This window comes from uncultured Agrobacterium sp. (genome assembly GCF_913777885.1).
Lineage (GTDB): Bacteria > Pseudomonadota > Alphaproteobacteria > Rhizobiales > Rhizobiaceae > Agrobacterium.
The window spans coordinates 24,646-41,455 of sequence record NZ_CAJYTV010000013.1 but is presented as its reverse complement, the minus strand read 5'-3'; the positions used below and the strand labels follow the sequence as shown (position 1 = coordinate 41,455).

17 protein-coding genes are annotated in these 16,810 nt (G+C 55.2%); 4 read left to right on the top strand and 13 right to left on the bottom strand.

Annotation, left to right across the window (positions count from 1 at the left end):
• Window positions 1-36: 36 nt before the first annotated feature.
• The 12 genes from QZ869_RS12535 to QZ869_RS12480 form a co-directional block, all read right to left on the bottom strand.
• On the bottom strand, window positions 37-1,815 hold the full coding sequence (locus QZ869_RS12535) for an ABC transporter ATP-binding protein (protein WP_296105157.1): 1,779 nt from the start codon (window positions 1,813-1,815) through the stop codon (window positions 37-39).
• 274 nt (window positions 1,816-2,089) lie between these two features.
• Window positions 2,090-3,010 (bottom strand): efflux RND transporter periplasmic adaptor subunit, encoded by a 921-nt coding sequence (locus QZ869_RS12530; protein WP_296105153.1) that lies wholly within the window; start codon window positions 3,008-3,010, stop codon window positions 2,090-2,092.
• Window positions 3,011-3,014: 4 nt separating this feature from the next.
• Window positions 3,015-3,728: an ABC transporter ATP-binding protein gene (locus QZ869_RS12525; protein ID WP_296105151.1), complete on the bottom strand. Its 714-nt coding sequence runs from the start codon at window positions 3,726-3,728 to the stop codon at window positions 3,015-3,017.
• 3 nt (window positions 3,729-3,731) lie between these two features.
• Window positions 3,732-4,868 (bottom strand): ABC transporter permease, encoded by a 1,137-nt coding sequence (locus QZ869_RS12520; RefSeq protein WP_296105149.1) that lies wholly within the window; start codon window positions 4,866-4,868, stop codon window positions 3,732-3,734.
• A complete protein-coding gene (locus QZ869_RS12515) occupies window positions 4,865-6,502 on the bottom strand; it encodes a TolC family protein (RefSeq protein ID WP_296105147.1) in 1,638 nt (545 codons plus the stop codon). Before QZ869_RS12515 ends, QZ869_RS12520 begins: the two co-directional genes overlap by 4 nt.
• The gene (locus QZ869_RS12510; RefSeq protein ID WP_296105145.1) at window positions 6,465-6,863 is read right to left on the bottom strand and encodes an EamA family transporter; all 399 of its coding nucleotides are present in this window, start codon (window positions 6,861-6,863) and stop codon (window positions 6,465-6,467) included. Before QZ869_RS12510 ends, QZ869_RS12515 begins: the two co-directional genes overlap by 38 nt.
• Window positions 6,860-8,023 carry a GNAT family N-acetyltransferase gene (locus QZ869_RS12505; protein WP_296105142.1) on the bottom strand — a complete coding sequence of 388 codons (1,164 nt, stop codon included), beginning with the start codon at window positions 8,021-8,023 and terminating at the stop codon, window positions 6,860-6,862. The genes QZ869_RS12510 and QZ869_RS12505 overlap by 4 nt, the downstream gene beginning before the upstream one ends.
• Window positions 8,001-8,906, bottom strand: coding sequence for an alpha/beta fold hydrolase (locus QZ869_RS12500; RefSeq protein WP_144622087.1), 906 nt, complete (start codon window positions 8,904-8,906; stop codon window positions 8,001-8,003). Before QZ869_RS12500 ends, QZ869_RS12505 begins: the two co-directional genes overlap by 23 nt.
• Complete coding sequence (locus QZ869_RS12495; RefSeq protein WP_116494852.1) at window positions 8,903-9,253, bottom strand: permease; 351 nt, start codon at window positions 9,251-9,253, stop codon at window positions 8,903-8,905. The genes QZ869_RS12500 and QZ869_RS12495 overlap by 4 nt, the downstream gene beginning before the upstream one ends.
• The gene (locus QZ869_RS12490) at window positions 9,250-10,200 is read right to left on the bottom strand and encodes an arginase family protein (protein WP_296105138.1); all 951 of its coding nucleotides are present in this window, start codon (window positions 10,198-10,200) and stop codon (window positions 9,250-9,252) included. The genes QZ869_RS12495 and QZ869_RS12490 overlap by 4 nt, the downstream gene beginning before the upstream one ends.
• A gap of 4 nt (window positions 10,201-10,204) precedes the next feature.
• On the bottom strand, window positions 10,205-11,617 hold the full coding sequence (locus tag QZ869_RS12485; protein WP_296105136.1) for an aminotransferase class III-fold pyridoxal phosphate-dependent enzyme: 1,413 nt from the start codon (window positions 11,615-11,617) through the stop codon (window positions 10,205-10,207).
• 14 nt (window positions 11,618-11,631) lie between these two features.
• Window positions 11,632-12,318 carry an MtnX-like HAD-IB family phosphatase gene (locus QZ869_RS12480; RefSeq protein ID WP_296105134.1) on the bottom strand — a complete coding sequence of 229 codons (687 nt, stop codon included), beginning with the start codon at window positions 12,316-12,318 and terminating at the stop codon, window positions 11,632-11,634.
• Window positions 12,319-12,693: 375 nt separating this feature from the next.
• Here QZ869_RS12480 and QZ869_RS12475 point away from each other — a divergent pair, with 375 nt between their 5' ends.
• From QZ869_RS12475 to QZ869_RS12460, 4 genes are all read left to right on the top strand, one after another.
• Window positions 12,694-13,383: a response regulator gene (locus QZ869_RS12475; protein WP_296105132.1), complete on the top strand. Its 690-nt coding sequence runs from the start codon at window positions 12,694-12,696 to the stop codon at window positions 13,381-13,383.
• The gene (locus QZ869_RS12470; protein WP_296105129.1) at window positions 13,373-14,449 is read left to right on the top strand and encodes an ATP-binding protein; all 1,077 of its coding nucleotides are present in this window, start codon (window positions 13,373-13,375) and stop codon (window positions 14,447-14,449) included. Before QZ869_RS12475 ends, QZ869_RS12470 begins: the two co-directional genes overlap by 11 nt.
• Before the next feature lie 222 nt (window positions 14,450-14,671).
• A complete protein-coding gene (locus QZ869_RS12465) occupies window positions 14,672-15,124 on the top strand; it encodes an SH3 domain-containing protein (RefSeq protein ID WP_296105126.1) in 453 nt (150 codons plus the stop codon).
• Between the two features lie 437 nt (window positions 15,125-15,561).
• Window positions 15,562-16,014 (top strand): GNAT family N-acetyltransferase, encoded by a 453-nt coding sequence (locus QZ869_RS12460; protein WP_296105123.1) that lies wholly within the window; start codon window positions 15,562-15,564, stop codon window positions 16,012-16,014.
• Between the two features lie 178 nt (window positions 16,015-16,192).
• Here the strand turns inward: QZ869_RS12460 and QZ869_RS12455 are convergent, their stop codons facing one another.
• Complete coding sequence (locus QZ869_RS12455; protein WP_296105120.1) at window positions 16,193-16,765, bottom strand: cytochrome b/b6 domain-containing protein; 573 nt, start codon at window positions 16,763-16,765, stop codon at window positions 16,193-16,195.
• Window positions 16,766-16,810 lie beyond the last annotated feature (45 nt).

Below are 16,810 nucleotides of genomic sequence, written 5' to 3'. Positions count from 1 at the left end.
TTTACAAGTCCTGTGTTGAAACAGTCGTTGTCGGCGCTAGCCAATCGTCGCCAGCTTGCGGTAGCGGCCACCCGCATTTAGCAGCTGATCGTGTGTTCCAGTTTCTACAATGCGTCCTTCTACAAGCACGACGATCTGGTCGGCGTGACGGACGGTCGACAGACGATGAGCGATCGAAACTACGGTCCGATCCCGGCTGGCCGCCAGTGCGGCGGACAATGCGTTTTCGGTTTCCGGATCAAGCGCGCTGGTCGCCTCGTCAAGTAGAAGCACCCTTGGGTTGCGAAGGATGGTGCGGGCGAGCGACAGCCTCTGCCGCTCACCGCCGGAAAACTGGTAACCGCGTTCACCTACCTCAGTGAGTATGCCCTTCGGAAGCTGCGAGACTTTTTCGCTCAACTGCGCCAACGCCAAGGCCTGTTCTATTTCATTAAAGGATGCATCGGCCTTGGCGAAGCGAAGGTTCTCTTCAATGCTGGCATTGAGCAGAAATGGATCCTGCGTAACAACACCTAGTATATGCGAGAGTGATTCAAAGCTGAAGTCCTTGATATCGATGTCATCGAGCGTCACTCTACCGCTGTCCGGATCGTACAGGCGTGCGAGAAGATAGCCCAATGTGCTCTTTCCTGATCCCGTCGAACCAACGATGGCCGTATGCTTGCCGGCGTCGATGCGCAAATTTATGCGATCAAGCGTTGGTCGGCCTGTCGCAGGGTAGGAGAAGGAGACGTTATCAAAGACGATCTCACCGCGAATGCTCGTGACATCGACAACGGCTGGCTTCGCAGGTTCGACCAGTGTGGGTTTTGTATCGAGATAACCAAAGACGCGGGTTAACAGCGCTCTAGCCTTACGCAGCTCGACACGCGCTTCGAACAATTCGAGCATTGGCCACAGCAACTGCTCCTGTAGCGCGATCAGTGCGACCAACGTTCCGGTCGAAACGCCGAATCCTTGAGCGAGCATCAGGCCGCCTATCAGAAAGGTCACGGCGGGAAGAATGTCGAGCGCGAACATGATTATGGCGACTTCCCACTGGCCGGCGGTATGGGATTTGAGCTCCAGACGCGCGACATCGGATGAGGTTTCGCGAAAAAGTCGAACGAGATGCCGCGCCCGACCCATTGTGCGAGCAAGGATAAAGCCTCCGGCGGAAAGGGACTCCGTGACCGTCGCAGACATATCGGCAATTCGCTCCTGCTGCTCGAAAGTCAGTCGTTCGCGCAGCGCTGCCACGCGATTGTTCAGCCATAACAACACGGGCATGAATGCAAGCGAGGCAAGCGCAAGACGCCAGTCAAGCAGGACCATGGCCACGATAGTCGTGAGCACGACGCTCACATTTCGAGCGACATCAGTCGCTGTCGTCGTAAACAGCGATTGCAAGCCCGCAATATCGCTCGACATGCGCGATTGAACTTCTCCCGTCCGTGCTGTCGCAAAGAAGGCGAGCGATAGTGACTGGAGATGTTCATAAAGAGTGACACGGAGCTCATGCATGAGCTGCTGGCCGATGTGCGTCGATACATAGGCCTGAAGGACACCGGTGATGGCGGCGAGAACCGCAACGCCGATCAGGCCTAGGCAGAGCCAGATGAGCAGTGTGGCATCGCGAGCAGGGAGCGCATTGTCGATGATGGCGCGCATCATGAAGGGAGTTGTTGCGCCTGCGATACCTGCAATTGCAATTAGCCCCAGAACAATCAGGAGGGCCCCACGGTGCGGGCGAAACAGCGCAATCACCCGCCTCCATGGGGTGTGCAACTGCGCCGACGTTTCATAGTCTGCAAAATCTTGGTCTGGCTCGTGCATGATCTCGTCTCATTGTCTAGGATCGCCTGCACGGGGGCGCCCGCGTAAAGCGTTGAATAGTTGTACGTGAGCGTGCCACGCATAACGGCAGGCGACGAACGTCAACATGCCCCAGCCGCTGCCGCCCCAGACATCACAGCTATGTTGAGTTATCGTGCAGAAAGCGTGCAGACCCAGCCGGAATGCGCGTGAGGTCTCGCTGGTTGTCGTTAGTTGGGGGCGCAGCCAGGCGGGAAATAAGCGTACCGAACGCTCAACTTTCGAGGAATACAAGTCACTTATAAACGCGTATAATCACCCTTTGACCAACCCGGAAAGGAGCATCGCGACTTACCAATATGGTAGAGCTTGCGGTACGGATGTCGTTGCGTTCCCCAGGCATTCCGTTCGACTGCATCAACACCGGAGAGATACGGCTGATACGGCCTTCATATGATTGACCTGATCTGTCTTCGGCAAGGACTTCAACCGGCAGTCCCGGTTTTACGCTGTCGAGAAACTGTTCGGGAATCTCCGCCCTTATGATCTTTTGACCTTCCGGCAAGATTGTAAACATCTCTGTCGCCCCGTTTGCAGCGGCAAACTCGCCAACTTTAACGCCTTGCCGAATAATGAAGCCGTCGACGGGAGCCCTAATCGTCCTGATCTCGACTTCGCGGTTCGCCATATCGCGCCGCATTTGCGAAGCCGCGAGAATGGACGCCGCGACTTTGTGTTCAGAGCCGAGGCTGTCTCGCGCCGATATCGCATCATCGAGAGCTTGGTCTGAGACAGCATTGCCGGCAGCAGCGCGTTTAACCCGATCCGCCTGGCGTGACAGGTTCTTCATCTTCATTTGCAGCAGCTTGTATTGCTCCTGCGCCTGCACCGCCTCTTCCGCGGCGATCTTGGCTGATAGTGACTCCTGTTCGGAGTCCAGTGTCGCCAGGATGTCACCCGCCTTGACCTGATCGCCTTCGTGCACCAAGAGGGACGCAACCGACCCATCTCTGGGGGAAGTGACCCTTAATAGGCCTCCGGGAATATCCACCACACCCCGTGCGGCAGCCATGATGGGTGGTCCCGCAAGCTCTGGCCTGTCAGCATCTTCCTCAGCGCTCGGAGAGAGCGCGGTGAAATAGAGAAGCGCACCACCAATCAAGCCAGCGGAAATTGTTGTCACGGTGGGACGTTTAACTCGGGGTAGAAACTTCATATCCTCAAGATCCTGTGGTGCTTTTGCCGGAGACCGGACGTACATCTCTTAGCAATCGTCCGTCCTCCATCTGGAGGACCCGATCAGCCTGTTTTACCAGACGCATATCGTGAGAAACGCACAGCACGGCCGAGCCAGACTCTTTCGCGATATCCTGAAGTATCGCGACGATGTTGCGACCATTTTCACTATCCAGAGCGCTTGTCGGTTCATCGGCGAACAAGATTGCGGGCCTTTTGACGATAGCTCTGGCAATCGCTACGCGCTGCTTTTCGCCGCCGGACATCTCCGCTGGTCGAAGATGGCTTTTCTTCGATAGCCCCACACTGGCTAACGCCTCAACCGCGCGCTCGCGAGCCACCGATGAAGGGACCGACATATAGTCCAAGGGGACCTGCACCTGCTCGACAGCGCTCAGCCCTGGAAAAAGGTTGAAGCCCTGAAAGACAAATCCGCAATTCTTCAAGCGAAACTCGTCTCGTTCTTTGTCGCTCAATGAGGAAAGCGTGAGGCTGCCAGAGCTTACCGAGCCGGCATCCGCTTTCGTCATTCCGCTGAGGATCGAAAGAAGAGTACTCTTGCCGCAGCCAGAGGGGCCGATCATCAGCGTAAACTCGCTGGCGAAAATATCCACCGAAACATCTGACAGCGCCTGCATGCGGATATTGTGGATGGTGAAAGACTTGCAAAGATGGCGTGCGCTGAGGACAGGCAGCATGGCTTACCTCAAGAGCATGGCGGGATCTGTATCCCGAAGGCGGTGTATCGCCAGTAGACAGGCGACCGCTGCAACCAGAAGCACAACCGTCGAGGCCGCGGCTACAATGCTGAAACGCAAGTCGAACGGGACACGGTAGATCTCTGCCGCCAAGGCGATTGCGGCGCTCAGAATAAGGCTGATGACGAAGCCGAAGAACGCGACCCACCCGGCCTGCTCGACGACGATGATCCTCAACCGGTCGAAAGGTACCCCGAGCGCTCTCAGCGTCGCGTATTGCGGAACAGTTCCTGCTACCGCTCCCATCAAGGTCTGGCTTGTAATAACAGCACCGATCATCACGGCGATCAATGTTGCAAAGATGAAGGCGATGCCCGCGCCTGAATCAAGCAGCATATACATCGTTGTCATTGAGGCGAGCTCTTGCGCGGACCATACCTCGAAGCGACGGATATCGGTTGCACTGTTCAAACGTGCTTGAACGGCAGGGCCGTTCGCGCCTGTTTTGAGGTCATAGAGGAAGTAAGTCGCGCCGCCGTCACTAGGGAGGCTATGATCAAGATTGCGCGCCGTTTCCTGAGACGTAACAACGTTGACACCTCCGAGGCCTCGCAGCCCATCGATATAACCGACGATGCGGACTGCACGCCCGTTAACTTCCGCGACGCCGCCCTTTTTTGTCGACAGTTTTGATGCGTCTGCAATGTCGACGAGAACGGTACCTGGTTCGTTCAATTCGTTGCGAAGCGTCTGCGGAATAATGCGCGCGAGCGCTTCGCTATTATTTGCCGTTTCGATACCGAGGACAGTGACGCTCACACCGCCACCGCCGTTGATCCCTCTCCAGTCACCGGACCCAAAAAGGACCGGCTCGACATGCGAAATTGCAGGCTGGGCGTAGAGACTTGTCGCGACACTTGCTGGGATCGCTCGTCCGAGGTCAACGCTCTGCGTACCGGGAAAGCCTACCCAGTACGCCGCCGTGGATTGCGTGACGTAAAGGCCATTGGCGCCGACGATGCCCAGCAACAACGCACCCTGAACCGTCATCAGAACCCCTGAAAATGCAATCGCGATCGTCGCGGGCAGAAACCGGCGCCACTCGTGAAGCAACGTCTTACGAGCGATGGATATCGTCATGACCGGCTCTTTGGTTGCGAATCAGAGTTGTTCGTCGCGCCTCGGGCGGCTGAGGTCAGATTTCCTCCCGTGGCTCGCGCCAGTGCGACCAACGCTTCAGCCTCATCTTTGATCGCCTCTATCAGGAGGCGTCTTGTCTCCGCGGCGTGGATTTGGCGCGCCGCAAGAACTGATTGATCCGACAAACCCTGGCGAGCCAGAAGCTCAGCGGCGGCAACAGACTTCTTGGCAGTGGCGTGCGCAGCGTTCGCACGAAGCGTTTCCTGTCGCGCAACGGAAAGGGCGCGCAAGGCGGATAAGGCTTCGCCGTGAGCGACCAGAATTGCCTGGTGGTATGCTGAAATCGCTTCTCGCATTTGCGCTTTTCTTGCCTCGACGATGTCGTGTCTCTTACCGTAGTCGAAAATGGGTATCTGCAACGAGGGTCCGCCAATGACGCCAAAAAGAGACCCGGAAACCGGTGATCCAAACCCAATCATCCCAGAGAGTTGAAGCTTTGGATAAAGATCGGCAGTCGCTAGCCCCACGTCAGCTCCTGCCTTCAATACGTTCCATTCGGCTCGTCGAACGTCAGGTCGTTGTCGAAGCACTTCAGCGGGAACTTGTGCGACGAAAGCTCTGGTGGGAAGGGGTTGAGACGCTTTTGCCGCGAGAGCGCCATCGCCATCTGGCAAACCCTGAAGAATAGCAATCCGCTGCATTTCCCCGGCTATTGCGTTGTCGAGGACATGTTTCTGTTGTTCGATCGCTCTGCTCTCGTCAGTAGCGACCTCCGTCTCGAGACTGGTTCCGAGCCCACTCGTTGAGCGGACGGCAGCGACATTTTTAGATTTCGCGTAGGCCGAGGAGAGACCATTGAGATTGCCGCGTTGCTGTTGCAGTGCTCGCAATCGAACATAGCTGATTGCGGCCTCCGCCGTGACAGACAGCTTTGCAGCATCGACATCTGCCGCAGCCATGTTGCCTTCCAAGGAAGCAGCTTTCTGGGTCAATTCGTTCTGACCAAAAAGAGCGATTTCCCATCCAGTCTCTAAATTGATCTGGGCGGGACGGCGGGAGATGTCGTCAATCTTGATCTTGCCCGTCGATCCGGTTGCAGACCCTGAGAGCGCGAGATTGGGTAGGTAAGCGGAAGATGCGCTGCGCTCCATTGCCGAGGCGGCGGCTCTGCGCTCACGTGCTTGGGCGAGAGTTAAATTCGATTGCTGAACGCGCGACACGATCGCGTCGAGTTGCTTGTCGTTCAGTGCTTTCCACCATTCCGGTTTCCTTGGTTCCGCAATCCACACTGCAGGGCTTTGGGGTTGCGCCAGCAATGCCGTCGGAGCCATGTCTGAGAGGTTCAGCGATCCTTGCTGACAGGACGAAAGAATCATAGCGACGAGGATCCAGTGCTGCGATTTCAGCATAAAACCGCAGGCCGTGGGTGCTTGCTTGAAAGGTTCGAACTGCATCCTACTCATCTCTGAACCATGAGGCATACGAAACCCAATACAATTGCCGTCACCCCTATTTTTGGCGAAGTCGTTCGTCCGATTGATGCGTTGGAAAGCATTTTGGCTTTCAAAATCATCGCCGGCATAAGATTTCGCGCAGTCACTGTGCAGATTTGGTCGAGGGCGCCGATGCGCCACGTTCCGCCGGCGCCGTTGATACGCACCAGGCTCCAAGGATGATCAAGCCACTACCGCTCAATTGGAGGGTGGAGATCGGCTCGGCGTAGAACAACCATGCGCTTGCAAGCACAAAAACATAGCTGATGGCTGAGAGAGTAAATGCCTTCGACAAGTCGGTCGTTGCAAGCACGCGCATCCACAAAATAAAACAGGCAATCTCGGCGGTGATGGCGAGGATAAACCAGGGTGAAGAGACGAGCGACATGATCCAGTGGATACCAAAGTCGCCTGGCAGACCATCAGCGCTCTGCTTGAGAAAAATTTGCTGCAGCGTGTTCAACAGCGGGATTGATAGCCACAGCGTATGAAAATCCTTCATTGCTTTTCCAGTCCGCTGTCGCCGAAGAACGGCGCACTCCAGCTCAATAGCGTATGCAGAGCTCGATTTTGGTGCTTGAAGAACATCGAGTTCATGGTGAGTTTGCTGCCAAGCCGCAGCTTGTTCTGGTAGTATGCCTGGCCGCTTTGATATATTTTCAGTCCATGCGTAAGGCAGAAGCGCAAGTTCTCGAACCAGCTGAGATAATAGAGGTTGTAATGCCTGCCCCGCTCGGCATCCATGCAGAAGAACTTGTCGATCAGCCGATCACCGTCGTGTAGAAGCAGGTTGAAGGCGAGGATGTCGTCCCCAACACGATAGACGGTGCAGAACGCATTTTCTGGCAAGCGCGACAGGACGCCGGCGAAGTATGCGGAGGTTAGTTCTTCGAACTGCCATTCGCTTCGGTTGCGGGTGTCGTGATAAAGCTCGCGAAAGCGAGGTAGCATGTCGCCCAGATCTGTGACCTTCTCGACAGACACCTCCGTTGCCGAACGGCATTTACGGCGCATGTCTTTGCGCGTCGAGTTGGACAGCCTCGACAGGTAGGTCTCGATATCAGGAAAATCGATGGCCAGCCACGCTGTCGGCAAACTCGACATGGCAACGAAGCCCTGCGACTGAATTGTTTCAAACATCTCGGGCTCAAGAGGCATTGGCACGTCTTTGAGTGCAAACAATCCGTACCCGGATTTCTGCGCCCACCGTTCCGAGCAACGGAGTAGCAGCGATATGAGATCAGCCTCGCTATAACCAGGTACAGCGGGATGGATGCCGATGATAGCGCATTCCGTGCAGGGAGAGCCGATACAGGCAAGTTTGAGAGACAAGAATGGCGGAAACTTCGTCCGGATGCTTTGAACCAACGAAGTAAGCCTGCCTCGTTCCAGAGTTGTCTCCAGATGGTAATCACATAGGAAAACCGGCGCGGCGGCGACGATCACTCCACAGTAGGTAACCGTCGCATACCTCCATTCAAAACCGGCAAGTCCCGATTGCTCAACCGCCAGCAAATAATCGTATCGCTCTATGTCAGACTGAAAGCAGGCATCCCACGCGCCTCTGTTTATGGTAGCAAGCGTCTCATGCATCTCGAATTTGAGATTTTGCGCATTGAACCTCGGGCCCTGGTCGATATCAAATCGCGTTTCTAGAAGCATGGTTCATCTCGAAAAATCTGGTGGAAAGATCGGCTACTTTGCGATGCTCTTTGTCCACGTGGATCATGTGATAGCTGTCATTCAACCAATGCAGCGCTTTCGGTCCGCCTAGTCGTGCGGCGATGTAGCGAGCGTGGTCTGGACCGCTAAGATCATCCTCCGTCGAATGGATGATGAGCGAAGGCGTAACAATGTCGGACAATTGCTTTTTGAGGTGATGGCCCAGCCGATCCATTTCCACCAAGCCGCGGCCCGGAAAATGGCTAAGAATGCCTTCACTCGCCATTCCGGAAATCATGCGCCGCATTCGTTCATCCTTGATGCCAAGCGAAGGCGTTTCGCTGAAATTAAGGCGATCAACGAAGGGTATCAGCCTGATCCACCTGATATGCGGCGACAGGATCGCGTAGTAGCGCGGGACGTTCCACCCGTCGTAATGAAAGCAGGGCGAGTAAAGCGCTACCGACGTGATCGGCGATGATTTCATATGCGACGCGAGTAGTGTCAGCTTACCGCCAACACAGATGCCCGCACCGAAGACCGTATCGCTTCGCGTTGAAAGCCAGTCGGCTGCAACTGCAACGCTTTCCAGCCAGTCTTCGAAGCGTGAACCACGCAGCGCCTTCTCGCCGCGTCCGTGTCCAGCGAGCAAGGGGGCAAGCACGGAGTAGCCCATTCGATTGAATTGCCTTGCGACCAGTCTCATCTCGGCAGGCGCGCCGCTCATCCCATGCACAAGAAGAATTGCCTTGCCGTTCTTGCCCTCTTCAAAAAACGAAAGCTTGTCGTTCAAAGGGTTGAAAGTCTGAGCTTTTCCTTCGCTGGTTAAGCGTGCGATCGGTCGGGAAAACTGTGTTTGTGAGGCGGTGAAAGAAAATGTCATAGGCCTGATACTCCCACGCAAATGACGCCGCCGGAGACGAGGGCAACGCCTATAGAATGCCGGAGACCAATCTTCTCCTTGAAGAGATAAGCGCTGACGACGCTGACAACCGCGTAACTTGAGGCCATCAATGGGAAAGCAATGGACAGCGGGACGTGGGCAAGGACATATGTCCATGCCACCAGTTCCATGCCCCAAAATACGATCCCGGATAACGTCCAAGGGTGCAAGTACGCATTGCGACCGCTTCTGGCGGAAGCAAGTTTGAAGCAGACTTCGCGGCCAGCCTCTGTCAGCACGCAAAACAGGATCAGCGCGAGCATCGTGTTATTGAGCCCGTCCGTCATTTCATCATCTCCGAAAGAGACCTTAGAAGTGTGAGATTGGTGACAGTGTTGCGGTCCCGCGTCATTGCGGCGTCGGGAGCGCACAGTGGCTGGTCAATTAAGATCTCACCGTGCTTCAACAACCGCGTGACGAGGGAGCCGGAGTAGATGGGTGTCGAGTAATCACCGATTACATCCGCTCCGATGATGCGGTGCCGTTCGGCGATGTCGTTCAACAGCCTGAGGATAGTTGAAAGACGCAGCTTGCCTTGATCCCAATTCGTGATTGCTTCATCCAGGGCGAGAGAATCTTTGTCTATGGTGATGTAAACGTTGGAGGTGAAAATCCTGGAGAGCAGGTATTCGTTGAATGTCGTTGAGCCCATCCTCTTCATTGTAGACCAGACAAGGCGATTGCCCGACTGGGTGTAGCTTGCGCAATCGCCATAGCTGCGTTTCACGCGGCTCGGCGGATGATCATAGGGATAAAGTTCGACCTTCCCGTTGACCAGACTATTGAGGTTCGCGCCCTTACGCTCAGGCGATTGCAAATCTTCGCTGCAGACACCGAGCGTGATGACCTTTTGAACACTCGCTTCTTTCGCGAGCTCGTTGATCCAGGAGCCGCAATGAATACCATTGTGAAAGTTCACCCAATCCGGGTGGTTGTCGATATGGATGACGGTCAAAGGTCCGTCGAAAGCTTCTGCTGCCTCGGCGATCAATAACGCCGAGACGTGGTGAAAGTCGCCCGATCCAAGGAAACACAGTCTAGGGCACGAACGCAGGCGGGCGGAGCGTACGATGCTGGGTTTCAGAAGATCGAGCGACTCTTTCCTGCTCCAAAGCCGAACGGCGCTTCCACAGCGTCGCTCGTCAACCTCGTGCGCGCCCACCGAAAGTGCGGCATCCACAAAGGTCGGTTGTAGATGTAAGGCGTCGTCGAGATGAAGCAGAAGGGTTTCCACGGGATTACCTCCGTTCAGCGCGCGTCAAAAGCTGATCGAGCAACTCAATCGCAAGATTGATCTCTTCGAAGGAGATGTTGAGATTCGGAGCGAATGTGATGACGTTCTTGTGGTAACCGCCGACATCGAGCACCAGACCATATTTGCGTCCGTTAACGATCATATCGCCCTTCATGCCCTCATCGGACATCCAGTCGAGTGTGGCCTTGTCGGGGGTAAAACTGTCGTCGCGGCAAATCTCCATCCGCAATGCAAGACCGAGGCCATCCACTTCGCCGACGATGGCATGCTTTTTTTGCAGCTGACGTAAGCCATCCAGGAAGGCCGCGCCTTTCAACGTGACGCTCGCGGCGAAATTCTCTTCTTCAGCCATCTTCAGAGTTTCGAGGGCGACAGCCGTTCCCATTGGATTACTGGCGAAGGTCGAGTGCGTGGACCCGGGCGGGAAGATCGTCGGGTTGATCATCTCTTCGCGTGCCCAGATGCCAGAAAGCGGGTTGAGACCGTTGGTTATCGCCTTGCCGAACACCAGAACATCGGGGGACACCCCAAAATGCTCGATCGACCAGAGCTTGCCCGTCCGGTATACGCCCATCTGAATTTCATCGACGACGAGAAGAATGCCATGCTCATCCAGCACCTTCTTCAGCTCTACGAAGAAGTTCATCGGCGGGATGACGTAACCACCGGTTCCCTGAATGGGTTCGATGTAGAACGCCGCGTATTCTGACTTACCGGCCTTGGGATCCCACACGCCATTGTACTCGCTCTCGAACAGACGAGCGAACTTCTGGACGCAATAGTGACCATATTCTTCCTTCGACATGCCCTTGGGGCCGCGGAAGTGATAAGGAAATTCGATGAACTGTGCGCGCTCACCGAAATGTCCGTAACGGCGGCGGTAACGATAAGACGAAGTGATGGAGGTAGCGCCGAGCGTACGACCGTGATAGCCGCCCTCAAAGGCGAACATCAGGCTTTTCCCTACGGAGTAGTTTCGAACGAGCTTCAGCGAATCTTCGACAGCTTGCGCGCCGCCGACGTTGAAATGCACACGACCCTTCTGGCCAAATTTTCTTTCTGCATCCTGGGCAATCATCGTCGCCAGCTCAACCTTTTCACGGTGGAGATACTGCGACGCGACTTGAGGAAGCGTATCCAGCTGCCGGTGGGCTGCTGCGTTGAGGCGCGGGTTGCGGTAGCCGAAATTGACTGCCGAGTACCACATTTGGAGATCAAGAAATGCGGTGCCAGCTTCATCATACATGAAGGACCCATCACAACCCGCGAAAAACTTGGGGTGATCGGTGTAATGAACGGTGTCGCCGTGAGAGCAATAGGTTTGCTCTAGCACGCGAAGATCGTTTTCGGATGCGATATTTGCTTGGCCGTGAGCCGGCTTGGCGAGAGAATGCATACTTATTTTCCTGGTTAGGCAGTTTGGGAGAGGAGGAGGCCTGCGTCATGAAAAGTGACGAGGTTTTGGAGTTGAGCTGCTGCTAGGTTCTGAACATCTTTGAATGTCGTGTAGGGAACGAACGGGATGAAATTTCTCGTGCAATGCACAGCCAGCGCGTGCTTGGCGAAAAGAAGGTCCACTTTCGAGGACACGCAAAAATCGCTGCGCCCGTCGCCCACGTAGATCTGCCTGGCATCGGATCGCACAACGGCGCATTTGCACACGCCCGAGCCGGCCCCGCAGGTGGCTCTGGAGAATGGTGCATCCAAACTGAAGTTGAAGCGGCCTCCAGTGTCTTCGACACGAAGCCGATTAGCGATAATGTCGAGGTGATCGAGACCGTGATTGGCCAGTATGCGGCGGATAAAGCGATCAACTCCATCGCTGACCACGGTAACCGGGATCAGGTTGGTCGCGCACCAATTAACGAATTCAGGGAAACCCGGGTCGATCTTTACGCTATCTAAAAATGCGTCAATTTCGTTCATCGATGCGCGTATGAGTGCCACTTGTGCGCTCATACATTGACGGGCGTTGATGTGCCCTTCTTCCCATGCTTGCTCGACATGACGCCATTCGGCACTCGCAAACCGCTCAAGGACAGCGTCTGTCACGTCGATCTCAGCGATGGTGCCATCGAAGTCGCAGTAGGCGTGCATTAGCACACCGCCTTGAGGCACAGCGGGCTTTGCTCTCTGTTGAAGTTAGGATTTTTCATCTGCGAAAGGCTCTCCGTGAACGTCAGCTCGACCGGCAAAGCGGTACATAGCGCCGGTACGTGGCTGGCAGAGAAGCAACTGCGCTCGGTTTGTTGAGAAAGCGTCGAGAAAATATTTGCGTTGAGTGGAGCGTGGGCCGACAGCCAACATCAGCGGTTGACGTTCTTCGGTAAGTCAGTCCAACTGACGGTCGAACGACGAAGCTCGCAAGTCATTGTGAGGCTGTCATCGCGGGAGGCGCATCGTGGAGCGATGGAGTATCTGCGATGTGTCCAAGATCCCGGCTTCTAGACCTTTTGCATCGAGAGATCAGTTATGAACAACGCCCTCATCCTCGTCATAGAAGACGATCCGGAAATATCAGACATCATCGAAACCTATTTTGCGCGTGAGGGATTCAGAGTGATTACTGCCGGTGACGGTGCTGTCGGTTTGAGCCATCATCAGCGTTTGCGGCCTGATCTGGTCGTGCTTGACATAAAATTACCGCGTCAAGATGGGTATGAGGTGCTCGCTGCCATACGCCGGGTTTCTGATACGCCTGTCATCATGGTGACGGCACTTGCAGATGATCTGGACAAGCTGCAAGCTCTGCGCATCGGCGCAGATGACTATGTCGTAAAGCCCTTCAATCCCCTCGAGGTTGTCGCACGCGCTAAAGCAGTGCTACGTCGCGTGGCGGGTCGCAGTCCAGATCACGTCTTACGCGTCGGGCCTCTCAGCGTAGATCCTCAAGCGCACCGTGCGCTTGTCAATTCCGGCTCGGAGCCGGTCACGCTTGATCTTACACGTACCGAGTTTCGGATTCTCGCTCATATGGCAGCGTCGCCGAACAGGGTATTCGAGCGGTCGGAACTCGTTGACGCGTGTCTTCCTGAGGGTGAGGCGCTGGATCGGACCGTTGACAGTCATGTCAGCAATCTCAGACGCAAGCTGACCGCTGCTGGGGCAGGGGGCGTCCTGACGGGTGTTCGAGGCGTCGGGTATCGAATTGATGACATCTAAACGCGTTAATCTGAATGCAGGCTTGATACGGGCGATGGTGTTGCTCACGCTGCTGGCATTCGTCGTCGTTTATGCCGGTTTGGTGGCCTATTTTTTCTTCATTTACGACTGGCTATATCCTGAAGCGGATTACGAGAGCGCATGGCAACTCGGCGATACGATAACGTTGGGGTTGTTGCTAGCGGTCGGGATATTGACCGCATCTTTGGTCGGTTGGCGCCTCGCGCGCTATGTTACCGAGCCGCTGAAATCGGTCGCAAGCGCAGCAAGAACGATCGCTCACGGCGATTTTTCCGCGCGTGCGGTGCTTCCTCGCCGAAGCTTTGGTGAAGCTGGCGAGCTCGTCGCCGACTTCAATCTAATGGCGGAGCGGCTGGAACGAGCTGAGACAGAGCTGAAATACTCCAATTCGGCCATCGCTCACGAATTGCGGACGCCGTTGACGATTTTGAGAGGTAGATTGCAGGGACTGCTGGACGGCGCGTTCGAGCCGAGCCCAGAGCTGTATTCCCGTCTTATCGCTCATGTCGAAGACCTTGGCGGCATTGTCGAAGAGTTGCGCACCCTGGCTCTCAGCAATGCGGGACAACTCGACTTGCAATATTCTCAGATCGATCTCGCCGCCGAGGTTGATGCTGCTGCAACATCGATGGATGATCAGCTCTCTGGCGCAGGCAGCCTCGTGGTCCGACGGTTGGATCAGGCTGTGACCGTTGCGGACAAGTCCAAGCTACGGCAGGCAATCGTCGCGATTCTTGACAATTGCCGCCGTTATGCTCCGAACTCCACGATCTACCTTGAGACTTGGCAGGACAAGGATCATGTCTATTTCCGATGCACGGATACGGGACCAGGTGTTGAAGACGAGAACCGCAGCCGCGCCTTCGAGAGATTTTGGAGAGCCGACGTGTCTCGGAACCGCGTGTCTGGGGGCTCAGGCCTTGGCCTATCCATCGTGAAGGCGATCATGCAGGCTCATCAAGGGGACGCGATAATCCTCCCCAAAAAAAACAAGGGTTTCTGCATCGAACTGCAACTCCCGTGCCGGGATCACGCCCACGGGTAGAGTTTTCCGCACGGCGTTCTCATGTTGTCTGCACGACAACTCATTACTCTCGTTCGCTGGGGCTTTATAATAGGATACTTCGCCTACAAATAAACCGCCGCCATCGTTTATCTACGTTTTCTCCACGAAATCTGGATTTGGACTTGCTTGGTCATACTCGAGAGCATTTTCCGCTCTCAGCCGCCGGGCTTCCTACCGGTTGAGTTATCTAACGAGGTTTCGATGCGAAACGCGCTCATTCTCGCTGCGGCCATTGCTGGCGTAGCAACCTTCACCAATACCGCTGCGGAGGCTGGCTCTTATGCCGCTGCCGAAATCAACATGCGAGCGGGTCCAAGCACGCGCTATCCTTCAATCGGTATTCTTCCCCAAGGTATACCTCTGAACGTGTTGGGCTGCACAAACGGTTACCGTTGGTGCGATGTCGAAGTCTCCGGCCGCCGGGGCTGGGTATCGGGCGCTTATGTTGAAATAGAGCACGACTCCCAAAGGCTTCGCGCACCAGCCTATGTCCGTGTTGTGCGTGAGCCCGCGGTGCCAACGGTTTCCTTCAGTATCAATAGCTATTGGTCCGATCACTATGAGGATCGGGACTTCTATCACGAGATCGATGCGTGGGACGATGTCAACTGGGAAGCCGACGAGCCTCCACCCGGCTGGGATCCGAGCTGGTGATACGGCACCCTTTTCGTCGCGGTGCTGTACGAAACCCGCTTACGACTTTTCGCGGCAAACGCTACATGAACGAGAAAACACTGCTTCTCGCCTGTATTGCCTTCTCTTTCCTTGAGCTGGCTCTTGCATGGCATACGACCGGTCCGCAATTAAACGATCGCTTACGAGCGACTGTAGAGCAAGTCGCGACCGAATAAGGGCACGCGAGGCGAGATGCCGTCGAGGTATCGGTGGCAGGGCGGATGATCGACCCTCGCTTGCCCCTGGCAATCGCCCTAAAACTCCTCGACGCGTTAGCACGACGTCGTATCGCATAGATCAACGGCAGGAGATTTCTTATGACCGGACCTTCCATGTCAGACATTCTGCGTCTGGACGTCGCTGAAAGTAAACATCTGCCACAGTTCAAAAAAAAATGATTACAGCGCGCCTTTTCCATGGCGCTTGCAAGTGAACCGGGATCTGCCACGGAAACGATCCCTGCGGATGAGGACATAGAGCGCTCGTTTCAAGCCGAAGGTTCGGTTGTTCTCCGTGTTCTCGCCGATGATAAGTGGGTCGGAGGTGCTGTCGTCACGATAGACGCTGTATCGCATGAGAATGAGCTTCCCTTTTTTTATATAGAACCGGGCGAGCATAGCCGCGGCATCGGATTAAAGGCTTGGCGTGAGATAGAGCGGCGGTTTCCTGAAACCCGCATATGGACGACGCACACACGTTATTTTGAAAAGCGTAACATTCATTTTTACGTCAACAAGTGCAGGTTCAAAATCGTTGAATACTACAATGCTCGGCATCCGGACCCCCATGATCATCACGATAGCGATACCGATGTCGATAATGGGGGCATGTTCAGGTTCGAGAAGCACCTGACCGACTTGAGAGACTGATCGATCTTGAGCTTCCTCCAGGCCCCGACGGCGAGCAAAGGCGCGTAGAAGCTGGAGCCCGGAGAGCGGCCCTCGACTTTTGTCCGTAGATATCGAGATCCCGCCTGTGCCTTTTGCTTGGAAGCGATGTCGCACGTCGCGTCCGGTGGTCTATGCAGCGAGCAACCCACATGATGGTTTAGATCATGCGAGGGAGCACGTCCGATGGGCCGCCTTTGTCCATCAGCCTGTGCTTGAGGGCTCCCAAAACGTGCAGACCGATTAGTGCCAAAATCGTGTAAGCGCCGTATCGATGCAATGCTTGAAAGACCACGAAAGCATTATCGTTTTTCGGAAGCAGTTCCGGCAGATGGGGTATCATGAAAAAGGGCACGCCGTCGCTTTGGGAGAAGCTGCTGGAAAGCGAATAGCCTAGCATTGGAACGAGAAGAGTGAGAAGGATTAGAAGTTTGTGGACTGCGTGCGAAAGAATTCTCTCCCACGAGGTCAGCGTTGTTGGCGCAGCCGGCATGATCTTGGCGTAACGCCAGCGCAGTGTCAGGTGAACGATCGCGAGCAGCCACACGAGAATGCCAAACTGCTTGTGATTGGGGTAGAGAATCGAGGCAGTCGCCATGTCACTTTCTGGCAGCCGCGTCATGTACCAGCCGGACGCGATCAGTCCTATGATGAGCACTGCTCTTGCCCAGTGTAGACAGCGGATGGGCAGAGGGTATTTGAGATTGATATTTCCAGCTTCGATGGACGACATCGTGATATCCTTATTTTTGTCTTTTTTGTCTTAAGAACAAAATCG